The organism is Azohydromonas aeria (assembly GCF_009760915.1).
Taxonomy (GTDB): domain Bacteria; phylum Pseudomonadota; class Gammaproteobacteria; order Burkholderiales; family Burkholderiaceae_C; genus Azohydromonas; species Azohydromonas aeria.
In genome coordinates this window covers 47,809-58,169 of record NZ_VIDQ01000047.1, presented here as the reverse complement: position 1 = coordinate 58,169, position 10,361 = coordinate 47,809, and the positions used below count along the sequence as shown (strand labels likewise).

Annotated in this window: 13 protein-coding genes; 1 reads left to right on the top strand and 12 read right to left on the bottom strand. The window is 64.3% G+C overall.

Annotated elements, in window-relative coordinates; translation table 11 throughout:
• Positions 1-127: 127 nt before the first annotated feature.
• On the top strand, positions 128-1,303 hold the full coding sequence (locus FJ694_RS23445) for a DUF1513 domain-containing protein (RefSeq protein WP_157269742.1): 1,176 nt from the start codon (positions 128-130) through the stop codon (positions 1,301-1,303).
• 729 nt (positions 1,304-2,032) lie between these two features.
• Here the strand turns inward: FJ694_RS23445 and FJ694_RS23440 are convergent.
• The 12 genes from FJ694_RS23440 to FJ694_RS23385 all read right to left on the bottom strand — a co-directional run bounded on the left by FJ694_RS23440 (position 2,033) and on the right by FJ694_RS23385 (position 10,056).
• Positions 2,033-2,302, bottom strand: coding sequence for a cytochrome C oxidase subunit IV family protein (locus FJ694_RS23440; protein WP_157269741.1), 270 nt, complete (start codon positions 2,300-2,302; stop codon positions 2,033-2,035).
• Positions 2,299-2,928: a cytochrome c oxidase subunit 3 family protein gene (locus tag FJ694_RS23435; protein ID WP_157269740.1), complete on the bottom strand. Its 630-nt coding sequence runs from the start codon at positions 2,926-2,928 to the stop codon at positions 2,299-2,301. The genes FJ694_RS23440 and FJ694_RS23435 overlap by 4 nt, the downstream gene beginning before the upstream one ends.
• A gap of 10 nt (positions 2,929-2,938) precedes the next feature.
• Entirely contained in the window at positions 2,939-3,397 is a 459-nt protein-coding gene (locus FJ694_RS23430) for a hemerythrin domain-containing protein (RefSeq protein ID WP_157269739.1), read from the bottom strand.
• Positions 3,398-3,550: 153 nt separating this feature from the next.
• Complete coding sequence (locus tag FJ694_RS23425) at positions 3,551-4,027, bottom strand: RrF2 family transcriptional regulator (RefSeq protein ID WP_157269738.1); 477 nt, start codon at positions 4,025-4,027, stop codon at positions 3,551-3,553.
• Between the two features lie 100 nt (positions 4,028-4,127).
• Positions 4,128-4,415 (bottom strand): DUF2249 domain-containing protein, encoded by a 288-nt coding sequence (locus FJ694_RS23420; protein ID WP_157269737.1) that lies wholly within the window; start codon positions 4,413-4,415, stop codon positions 4,128-4,130.
• A 261-nt stretch (positions 4,416-4,676) separates the two neighbouring features.
• A complete protein-coding gene (locus FJ694_RS23415; RefSeq protein ID WP_157269736.1) occupies positions 4,677-5,486 on the bottom strand; it encodes a beta/alpha barrel domain-containing protein in 810 nt (269 codons plus the stop codon).
• Positions 5,479-6,537 (bottom strand): 3-phosphoserine/phosphohydroxythreonine transaminase, encoded by a 1,059-nt coding sequence (gene serC / locus FJ694_RS23410; RefSeq protein ID WP_157269735.1) that lies wholly within the window; start codon positions 6,535-6,537, stop codon positions 5,479-5,481. The genes FJ694_RS23415 and serC overlap by 8 nt, the downstream gene beginning before the upstream one ends.
• A 14-nt stretch (positions 6,538-6,551) precedes the next feature.
• On the bottom strand, positions 6,552-7,058 hold the full coding sequence (locus tag FJ694_RS23405; protein ID WP_157269734.1) for a urate hydroxylase PuuD: 507 nt from the start codon (positions 7,056-7,058) through the stop codon (positions 6,552-6,554).
• 80 nt (positions 7,059-7,138) lie between these two features.
• Entirely contained in the window at positions 7,139-8,281 is a 1,143-nt protein-coding gene (pqqE, locus tag FJ694_RS23400) for a pyrroloquinoline quinone biosynthesis protein PqqE (RefSeq protein ID WP_157269733.1), read from the bottom strand.
• Positions 8,250-8,543 (bottom strand): pyrroloquinoline quinone biosynthesis peptide chaperone PqqD, encoded by a 294-nt coding sequence (gene pqqD / locus FJ694_RS23395; RefSeq protein WP_157269732.1) that lies wholly within the window; start codon positions 8,541-8,543, stop codon positions 8,250-8,252. The genes pqqE and pqqD overlap by 32 nt, the downstream gene beginning before the upstream one ends.
• Positions 8,544-8,602: 59 nt before the next feature.
• On the bottom strand, positions 8,603-8,677 hold the full coding sequence (gene pqqA, locus FJ694_RS38025; RefSeq protein WP_157269747.1) for a pyrroloquinoline quinone precursor peptide PqqA: 75 nt from the start codon (positions 8,675-8,677) through the stop codon (positions 8,603-8,605).
• Between the two features lie 173 nt (positions 8,678-8,850).
• Positions 8,851-10,056 carry a ChuX/HutX family heme-like substrate-binding protein gene (locus tag FJ694_RS23385; RefSeq protein WP_198320954.1) on the bottom strand — a complete coding sequence of 402 codons (1,206 nt, stop codon included), beginning with the start codon at positions 10,054-10,056 and terminating at the stop codon, positions 8,851-8,853.
• Positions 10,057-10,361 lie beyond the last annotated feature (305 nt).

Genomic DNA, 10,361 nt, shown 5'->3' with positions numbered 1-10,361 from the left:
GCACGCGTGGCCGAGCTCACGCCACGGCTGTGGAAGCAGCACTTCGCCGCCAGCCCGCTGCGTTCGGCCTTGCACGGCGTGAGCGTTTAGGCAAGGACGCCGCGCAGCGGCCGCTTACAACGCAGTCATGCCGAGCCTGATGAACCGACGTGCAGTCCTGGCCCAGATCGCGAGCTTGCTTGCGGCCGAGGCAGTGTCGGCCCCCGCACACGCTACTTCCCCGTCCGGGCATGATGCGCCGCGCCCGCAGACCCTGGCGATGGCCTGGCGGCCTGGCGCCGAGGCGGCAGACGACCTCGACCCGCACGCTCACCGGATAGGCATTCTGCAACTGGACTGGGCCCAGGACCGGCGCGCATGGACCCGCGTGCTGACCGTTCCCAGTCGTGCCCACGGCTTGCTGGCGGACGGGCGCGGTGGCTTCTACGCCGTGGCCGCACGGCCAGGCGACTGGTTGGTCCATGTGCCGGCCGACGAAGCAGACACTCCCCGCTGGCTCCATCCCGGGCGTGATGAGGGATCGCCCCGCACCTTCAACGGCCACCTGTTGCTGAGTGTCGATGGGCGCTGGCTCTACAGCACCGAGACCGATCGCAGCGATGGCCGCTCCTGGCTCGTGCGCCGTGATGCGCAAAGCCTACGCACCGACAGTGCGTGGCGCCTGCCCGGCATGGATGCACACCAAATACTCCTGGACCCAGGCAGCGGGCAGTTGCTGGTGGCCTTGGGTGGCATCGTGCGTGATACCCGCGGACGCAAGACAGCCTTCGAGCGCATGGCGCCCGCGCTGTTGCTGGTGGATGCTGTGCAAGGCCACGTGCTGCGGCAGTGGACATTGGCCGATGCGCGACTGAGCATTCGTCACATGGCGTGGTCCGAAGGGGGAGACCAGCCTTTGCTCGGGATTGCGCTGCAAGCTGAGCATGACGACCGCAACGAGCGCCTGCGCGCGCCGCTGCTGGCACTTTGGGATGGCCAGACACTGACCTTGCCCATTCGCCCTCGGGACACGGAAGGCGCAGGCTATGCCGGTGACATTTGTGCCGGACCGGGAGGCAGCTTCCTGCTCAGCGCGCAGCGCAGCGGCCGGGCGCTGCTGTGGCACCCGGACGCACCCGAGCAGATGATCCGCTTGGGCGAACTGCTGGAAATTTGTGCACTTTGCAGTTGGCGTGACGAGCGCGGCCCGGGCTTGCTGATGGGGGCGGGCAGGGGAATGGCTCGCTGGCAAGGCGGGCAGGCCCAGATGCTGCCATGGCCCGAGATCATGTCTCCCGACAACCATATCGCAGTATTGCTCTGAAAGTTGATGACTCAACGCCAGTCGCTAGACGCATCATCGCAGACAGCACTGTTGATGTGGACACGGGCTTGAGCCGGTTACCGTCGAGTGCCAGCTGCTGCAGGAGGCCGACGCAAGCATCGCGCCGAGGTCCCGGCGTTGGCCCGGGTAAAGAAGTGATTGTCCTACTCAGGAAAAATGTCACCTGACCGCAAGAAAAGCTTGCGCATCAAGTGCTTGCGGACAAGTAAATATCCCGGCTTCCAGCATGCCGTAAGCGGCTGTTGCCGGATCAAACCTCGGACGAAGGTCCACCCTCTTTCCTGAGAGGGACGACAAGCCCTGGCTGCTGTCCCGAAGGGAAGCGCATCACGAGCTGCTGCTGCTGTGCCCACTGCACGCTGCAGGGCAACGACGGCCACGACAGCCGCATGCCGTGCAGGACCTGCGTCATGCCGCACAGGAAGCAGGTGTCCTGGGTCAGTCCCGTTTCTTGCACTGACTGCTGTGCATCAGGTGGTTCAGTGGATGACCAGGGTCCATTCGCCCGGGCTCCGGGGCTTGCTGCAGAAACCCGACCGGCTGATCCTGTCGCTGTTGCAATGGCTCAAGCAGTTGCCGGCGTCAGCGTGATCGGTCGTCATGCCGGACTTCGGCCGTGCGGTATTGCAGCGTGCTGACACCCGTTGTGCACGAGGCCGAGACGTGGTCACACACATGCTCGACTTGGTGCAGCACTTTGCCGCGAATTCATGGTGTCAGGATCCGCAAGGCCACGATCACCAGGATCACCACCAGCAGCCATCCGACCACGAATCGCCGCCACAGGGCTGGCGCACCGCGCAGCTCCATGAAGTCCTGCGCAATGATCAGGCCCTTGGCCAGCGACAACGCAAAAACCATGGCCACAGGCCAGATTGCATCTTCGCCAAGCGGCGACTCTCCTACCCACCAGGAAGCGCCCGTGGCCGCCAGGGTAGCCAGCCACAGGGCATCGATGCGGTTGCGCAAGTTGATCATCGAAGCACGTACACCAGCGGAAAAAGCACCACCCACAGCAGATCCACCATGTGCCAGAACACAGCCGCCGTTTCAGGCGTGTGCGTGTCGCTCGGACCCCAGTGGCTGCGCGGCGCGAGAAAGGCAACCACGGCAAGGATGAGCACCGCGGCAGCGACATGCAGGAAGTGGAAGCCGGTCAGCAGGTAATAGAACATCCAGAAGACATCGGTCTCCAGGTCATAGCCGGCGTTCAGCTTCTGCCGGTACTCGAACCCTTTGACGACCAGGAACACTGCGCCGAACGCCGCTGCCCCCCAGAGCCATCTTGCGCCAGCGTGGACCCTGGCGCGGCGCAGTGCGAGTACGCCCCGCGCGGCACACCAGCTGCCGGTCAAGAGAATCACCGTGTTGACGGCGCCCAGATGCAGATTCAGGCTCGCCTGGCCCGCACGGAATGTTGCCGGGTCTTGCGCCCTGGCCACGGCATAGACAACGAACATCAGGCCGAAGGTCAGCATCTCGAGCGCAATGACGAGCCACATCGCGAGATCGCCACACAGGCGGCGATCCTCGACGGCCGCCACGGATGCCGGCCCTGCTGCATCGATGTGTGCGGGAATCAACAGCTTGGCAGGCTGGCTCATGGTGCGCTCGTCATGCGAGGAGCCCCGAAATACTACGGCTTGTCGACGCAGGCCCGACCACACCCCGTTCGACAGCCGGGTAGAAATCGCGATTCTCGCGCTGCATGCGCTCGAACACGGTGCGCAGTACCTGATTGGCTTGTGCCCTGAAGCCGTCCAGGTCGGCCTGTACTCGGGCGGCCGTGTTCCACTGGCGCGCAAAGGCGTTGTACTGCGACGCAATCGAAGCCATCTCGGCCTGGAACTGGCGTCCGAGATGGGCAAGCTCGCGATTTTTGGCCGCATCAAGTACCGGATGCAGCGCTTGATCTTCCGCCGCCAGGTGCAGCTTGACCACGGCACTCATCGCCACGATGAGTTGGGCGATCTGCTCAGCATGCTCGATGATTCCCGCATGCGAGCAGCGCCGCATCTTCTCGATGAAGTCGAGAATCTGGGCATGCTGGTTCTTGAATCTGTCGATGTTCACGAAGGGCTCTTTGAAGGTTTGCAACCTGGGCGTTGCATTCGTCTCACGTGGTGAGCACGAGGAGGAACACAAGGTGCTCAAGGCTCACGACCGTGCGGAATCCCCGAGGTTTGACCTGGCAATGACACCGGTTTTGCCGTTGCCTTGTCAACATCATTGAGCCGCAGGATCTGTTGCCACGAGCGCCGGTCGCAAGCGATGGAAGGTCAGGGCCTGGGCGACGAGCTGGGGCGCGCTCAGCACGTCGGCCAGGGTGTAGCGGTCCAGGGCGGCATAGAAGGCCTGCACGGCCTCACTGAAGACGCCCTGGAGCCCGCAGCAGTTGCGGATGAGGCAGTGGCCGCCACCGGGCTCGAAGCACTCCGCAGGTACCACGCCGCCTTCCGTGTCCCTCACGACCTGACCGATGCAGATGTCCCGAGGTGCCTTGGACAGGATCAGCCCACCGCCCTTGCCGCGGATGGTGACGATCCAGCCGTGCTTGCCCAGGAAATGCACGATCTTGTTGAGGTGGCTCTCGGACACGTCGAAGGCAGCGGCAATTTCGGCGATGGTCGACTTGCGTCCCGCGTTGACTGCCAAGTAGATGAGCACGCGCAAGCTGTAGTCGGTAAACGATGTGTGCTTCATGGCCGGCTCCCCGGTGTATCAGCGCATCTTGGATGCCTGCGGGAAAAGCAGCAGGGCCGTCCCATGTCGGCTCAGCAGCGGTCGATCTGCGGCTGCGCGCTCAGGCGCCGCCGCAGGCGCCGCAGCAAAGTCCATCACTGGAAGGTCGCGCCTGCTTGGTGATGCGCACCCGCCAGACATCGGGACCGCTCCGCAGGTAGACCAGGGAGCCGGGTTGCGACGACTCAGCCTGCAGTTGGTGGTACAGGGGGCGCGGGTCGTGGTCGTCAACGACTTCCATCGACTCGGTGTCGCCGAGGCCTTGGAAGGTCTGGAGGATTAACGAATGGCGCTCACGCGGAACAATGGTGCGAACGTCGATCGTTGTGCCGGAGGTAGGCTGGGTCATCAGGGCTCCGTGGTGGATCGCTAAAGATGCATTTTCGATACACCTTAATGTAGGGACCGAATCTTCCTGTTTCCTTGACCCAGTTCAAGAAGCGCCATGCGCCTGACGGAACTCAAGCAGTGGATGGGGCACGCCTATTGCGCTAAGGAGGCTTGCAGTCCCAGTAAGCCGCACGGGCGAGCAGCAAAGTCAGTCCCGGTGCTCACATCGCCCGCGTTCAAGGTCCAGGCATACGCGCACGGCATCCTGCAGCAGTCGACTTCAGTACCGTGACACGCTCGGACGAAGCCGCGCCCTGTGGTTGATCTCGGCCACCATTGCGATACCCCGCTTTAAGATGCCGCGATGGACCTGTACGAGCCGTGCTCCGGCCTGCAGCCGCGCGAGTGCTTGGTCGGCGCAATCGATGCCCCCAACGCTGATCAGGCAGATGTCGTCAGGCAAGGCCGCAGCGAGTCGTTGCAGCGTCGCGAGCGCACTGCGGTCGCCTTCGGCGCTCACCAGCAGACCCCTGGCGCCGGCGTCGATCAGGCGCTCGGCCACGGCTTCGGGCCGGGCGCCGGCCAACATGGCCGCAGGCAGCTTGGCCACCAGCGGCAGGCGCCGCCGTTCACAAGCTTGTGCAAGCACTGCCAGCAACTCGGCAAGGCGCCGCGGATCGGAGAAATCGCGGCCGGGATTGAACGTGACGTAGTCGGCCTTCCCCGCATGCGCGGCCAGGCTTGCCAGGATGTCGGGCTCGGCTTGCGCCCATGGAACGCGCGGACTCTTGCCCAGGCTGACGCCGCACAATGCACGCCTGCCAGGGCGCGCCGGGAGCCTGCCGCGACAGCTCATTTGCTCACCGAGGAGCGAACCGGTCTCGATTGATGCCAACCCGATTCGGTGCGCCACATGCTGCAGCGTCCCGTGGCGATCGAACCCGGCTGCGAGCCCAACGGGCCCCGGAAAAGTCAGGCCCATGGCCGGCACCGGGAGACCTATGACGGCGCTGGTTGTCAGGGCTGTACGCCCCAGGCGCGGCAGTGTCCAGCGTACGCGCAAGGCCAGCGGCGTCAGCGGTTTAGCCATGCGCGCGCCGGAACTCGTCCATGAAATCCAGCAGCGTCGCGACGGCCGCGTCTGGCGTGCCGTTGTAGAGACTCACACGGAGTCCGCCCACCTGCGGATGCCCCTGCAGGCCGGACAGTCCTCTCGCTCGCGCCTGGGCGACGAATGCGTCAGAGAGGGCCGGGTCATGCAACTGGAAGCATGCATTGACGCGCGAGCGCTGGGCCCTTGCCACGCTGGCCCGGTAAAAGCCGTCGCTGCAGTCCAGCGCAGCGTACAGCTCGGAACTGCGGCGTTGGGCGGCCGCGGCCATGGCTGCCACGCCGCCACGCTGCTCCACCCAGCGCAGCATGGCGTCCAGGACGAAGACGGCGAAAACCGGCGGCGTGTTCAGGCGCGACTGCGCCGCGGCCTGGGCGCCGTAGTTCATGACCCGAGGGGTCGCGGGATGCGCTTGACCCAGCAGGCTTTCATGCACGATCACCAGCGTCAGTCCAGGTACGCCAATGGCCTTCTGGGTGCCGGCGTAGACGAGCGCCGGGCGATCAAGTGCCATGGGTCGCGTCAGCAGGTCGGACGTCATGTCCGCGGCCAGCGGCACGGACACGACCGGCATAGCCTCGAACTGCCAGCCATCGGCCGTTTCGTTGCTGGTGACATGACAGTAGGCCACACCTTCCACGTCCCACGCGTCAGGGTCACCGAACCGCTCGTCCGACATCGCGATGCACCGCACCTTCCCATAGCGGCTTGCTTCCGCAAGAGCCCGCCGCGACCAGTGCCCCGTATCGACGTAGGCCGCCTCGCGGCCAGCCAGCAGGTTCAGCGGCAACAGGGCGAACTGCGCGCTGGCACCGCCAGCCATGAAGAGCACCTTGAACTGCTTCGGGATGGCCAGCAGGCGCCGCAGCCGGGTTTCGACGCCTTGCTGGAGCTCCCGGTAGTCTTCTGCGACGAAGGAAAGCGCAAGCACCGAGCCAAGCCCTCGCCAGTCACGACAGGCGTCGCTGACCTCGGCCACGACGTCGCGTGGCAGCGGCCCCGCCGCTGCCGAGAAGCTGTAGCCGAGCATCGCTGACACGTATTTCAGTGGAAGAGAAAAGCGCCGTGCGCACCCGCTGCCATGAAGAACAGCAGCGGGATGGACAGCATGGTGTTCACGCGCGCGGACAAGAACGTACGCCTGGAGCACTTCAGGCGCTGCTCCATCGACGCTGGCACGAAGCCGAGGACTCGCTTCTGGTTGGGCCAGAGCACGCACCACAGATTGAGCACCATGATGGTGCCTATCCACGCGCCCAGACCAAGCGGTGCAAGGTCGCCCCGCAAGGCAACCGCGTCTTGCAGCCAGCCCCGATGCCAGAGCATCAACAGGCCGCTGCCCCAGGTCAGCAGCGAGGCATGCCGAAAGATCCCGTGTTCGCGCTGCAGCAACGCCTGCTGCCGCGGACTGTTGAGGTCGGCCAGGTCGGCGCTGGTCAGGGGCACGTACCGCGGGCGGTTGACGGCCGTGGCGTAGTTGTGTCCGATCCACACCAGCGCGCCCAGGAAGTGGACCCAGCGCGCCAGGACGTCAAAAAGTGGAGCGTCCATGATCTCAGTGCGTCAATCGCAACAGAAACGCCAGCACGGCCGTGAGGGCTACACCCAATGCCACGGCCATTCCGGCCGAGTCAAGAAGCTTCGCCATGGGGTACAGGGTTTTCGCCGCGCATGATCAGCCGCTTGATGAAGCGTACCGGGTCGTGCGCCTTGGCCACCGCCTCCCCGATGAGATGATGGTCGGGAGAGCGGGCACAGGCCGGATCGGTGTTGCAGGCATCCCCGGTGAGCAGGAATGCCTGGCAACGGCATCCACCGAAGTCCTTCTCCTTTTCATCGCACGAGCGGCACGGCTCGCGCATCCACTCCTGGCCTCGGAACTTGCGAAAGGTCGGCGACTCGTTCCACAACCAGGCCAGGCTCTTGTCGCGCACGCTCGGGAAGTCCAGCCCCTTGATGAGCCGCGATTCCTGGCAAGGCAACGCCGCGCCGTCCGGTGCGATGGTCAGATGGATGGAGCCCCAGCCGTTCATGCAGGCCTTGGGGCGCTGCTCGTAGTAGTCGGGAATGACGAAATAGATCGTCATGCGTTCGCCCAGGCGTGCGCGGGCAGCCTGCACGGTGCGTTCGGCTTGCTCGATCTGGTCACGCGTGGGCAGCAGCTCGTCGCGATTGAGCATTGCCCAGTTGTAGTACTGGATGTTGGCGAACTCCAGGTAGTCAACGCCGATGTCCTCGGCCAACGCCAGCATCTCGCCGGTCTGCTCAATGTTCTGGCGAAACAGCGGCACGTTGAGCACCATGGGAAAGCCCGCGGCCTTGATCCTCCTGGCCACGTCGATCTTCAGGTCGAAGACGCGTGCGCCAACCAGCCGATTGGTCAGCTCGCGGCGGCTGGACTGCAGTGACAGCTGGATCTGGTTGAGACCCGCAGCCTTGAGGGCGCTCAGGCGCCTTTCGGTCAGCCCGACCCCGGAGGTGATGAGATTCGTGTAGTAGCCCAGTCGGCTTGCCTCGTCGACCAGTTCCTCCAAATCATCGCGCAGCATGGGTTCGCCACCGGTGAAGCCCAGCTGCAATGCACCGAGCTCACGGCCCTCACGCAACACTCGCATCCACTCGGCAGTTGTCAGTTCCTGCCCTGGAGACATGTCCAGATTGACCGGGTTGCTGCACCAGGGACACTTCAGCGGACAGCGGTAGGTCAACTCGAGCACCAGCCACAGCGGCTTCCCTTGCCCATCAAGCCTGACGACGGATCCATCCTTTGGCACGAAACACCTCCAGAAATCTGTAGACCCCCGAAGCAACGCGCTCGTCATCTCCGGGATAGACCGATTGCAACTCGCCAACCACCTCAGCGGCCGTGCGCTGTCCGTCGCAGCGCATGATGATCTGTGCCGCCGTCTCGTTGAGCTTGACGATGCCTTCCGGGTAGAGAAGGACGTGGGCCTGCTGCGTAGCTTCCCATCGGAACAGGTACAACGGGTTGATCGCGAAACGATCCAGCGGACTCGCCAATGTGGTGTCGCACATGACACGTGTCTCCTGCATGGCTGTGCGGCGGCCGGGCGAGAACCCGGCCACCCGCCGGCTCAGCGCACGTACACGTACGCGGTGACTTCAAATCCCAGGCGAATGTCGGCGTAGGCCGGGTCGATCCATTGCATGTCGCGCTCCTCAGGTTGGTCGGTTGATTGACGGGCCAGCCCGAAAGCGATGGCCCACTGCCATGGTGCTGCCACGGGCCATCGGCGCCAATCGTCCAATCAATGAATCTGGCGTAGAGCCCGACATGATTGCGATGCCATGAATTTCATGAAACTTCGGGATGGAGCCCCCATCACCATCCCTTCATGATGTGCGTCAATGCGCTGCCAGAAAACGCGACGACGGGTTCGGCCAGCTTGTCGAGCAACACCATCGAATGCCGCAGCCCGTCGTTCGATGGCAGCACCACCAGCCAGACATGGTGCATGCCTGCCAGGTACAGGCTCAAGCCGTGCTGAGGTCCCTCGGCACGCACCACGTCGCCATCAACACGCACGCCGTTGAACTCGCAACGGCGGCTTTGGTATCCCGTGCGGCCGTACACGTGCACCGCCATGCCGAGCTTCAGATGGGCCAGGGCCTCCAGCAACCGAAGCACGGCGCTGCCAGGAAGCTCGCGAGCGAACTCAGGCCCGGCGAGACGGCAGGCTCCCGCGAAGGACAGGCGTGAGCAGGCACGCAGTCGCATGAGGTCGTTGACGCTGCGCATTGCGGACCAGGCCGCGCGGAATGCGGCTTCATCAATGACCGGGTCAATCCTGTGGTGCCGTGGCTGATTGGCCGCTGCGGCTGACAGCCCCGTAGCCGGCTCCGAGGTGCTGAACCTGCGCACGATTTCGTGGAAACCACGCACATGCGAACCTTCCGTCAACACCACTTCCGCAACGGACAGTCCAAGCGGATCGAAGAACTGCAAGCTCTGCCAACTGGCACCGGCGGCGTCTCGTTGCTCGATGGCAAATCCATGGCTCCAAGCTCGCGGCTGCGCACGCGCGTCACGGGTGCGGCGGTCGACGGGCGGTGGCGCCAAGGCCACGCTTTGCGGATTGGACATGGCCTTGTCGGCAGCACCTGTACTTTCCAGCCGACACCAGGCATTTCCGACGATGGTGCGGACGGTGCCCAGCACGGGCAATGCGTCAGCGATACGGCGCCATTGCGGCCGCAGGCGGTGCGCCTTGATCGGATCACCATCCCTCAGACTGGCCGGGCCGGCATGTGCGGCGATCAGTTCTCCCTCCGTGATGCCCATATAGCGGGCAGCCTCGTACCGCCTGTGTTGAAGCGGCAAGGGAAGACCGGCATAGGCAGCGCGAATGCGAGACAGCCGCTCAGACAACTGCTTCTGATCTCGACTTCGTCGGACCTGGTTGCGAGATGAATTGCGCTGTTGCTTTCGGCTGGACTCCAGGGCGGCTGGCCAGATCGGAGCAATGCGGTGTTGCAACAACTGGCAATCCTCTTCCGTCGTCACGGCGTCGTAGAGCATCGAAGTCATGCGATGGTCCCTGTGCTGGTTTGGCGGTGGGCGTCGCACCAGCCTCAGGACTGACGCGACCTGCATGGACAACGTGCATCTGCCTGGCCATGTCGAAGACGTTTGGGTGCCTGGCCGACGCCAAGCATCAAGTCACCAACTCACAGCCGGGCGAGGGGAGGAAGCAAGCACGTCATCCAACGTGCAGCGATGGCGCTGACCAGTACGGCTGGGTGGTGGGTTTGGAATTCCTCTACGCGACGCAGAGCTTGCCAGGCTGGTGCCTGCAATTCCTGCTTGCCCGCGACACACGTCAGGCCGCCGGA

Excerpts from the sequence above, each read along its gene's own strand:
- pqqD (WP_157269732.1), bottom strand. The coding sequence starts at position 8,543 with ATGTGCGACACCACATTGGCGAGTCCGCTGGATCGTTTCGCGATCAAC.
- FJ694_RS23385 (WP_198320954.1), bottom strand. The coding sequence starts at position 10,056 with ATGACTTCGATGCTCTACGACGCCGTGACGACGGAAGAGGATTGCCAG.
- FJ694_RS23415 (WP_157269736.1), bottom strand. The coding sequence starts at position 5,486 with ATGGCTAAACCGCTGACGCCGCTGGCCTTGCGCGTACGCTGGACACTG.
- FJ694_RS23425 (WP_157269738.1), bottom strand. The coding sequence starts at position 4,027 with ATGAAGCACACATCGTTTACCGACTACAGCTTGCGCGTGCTCATCTAC.
- FJ694_RS23405 (WP_157269734.1), bottom strand. The coding sequence starts at position 7,058 with ATGGACGCTCCACTTTTTGACGTCCTGGCGCGCTGGGTCCACTTCCTG.
- serC (WP_157269735.1), bottom strand. The coding sequence starts at position 6,537 with ATGCTCGGCTACAGCTTCTCGGCAGCGGCGGGGCCGCTGCCACGCGAC.
- FJ694_RS23420 (WP_157269737.1), bottom strand. The coding sequence starts at position 4,415 with ATGACCCAGCCTACCTCCGGCACAACGATCGACGTTCGCACCATTGTT.
- FJ694_RS23440 (WP_157269741.1), bottom strand. The coding sequence starts at position 2,302 with ATGATCAACTTGCGCAACCGCATCGATGCCCTGTGGCTGGCTACCCTG.
- FJ694_RS23435 (WP_157269740.1), bottom strand. The coding sequence starts at position 2,928 with ATGAGCCAGCCTGCCAAGCTGTTGATTCCCGCACACATCGATGCAGCA.
- FJ694_RS23445 (WP_157269742.1), top strand. The coding sequence starts at position 128 with ATGCCGAGCCTGATGAACCGACGTGCAGTCCTGGCCCAGATCGCGAGC.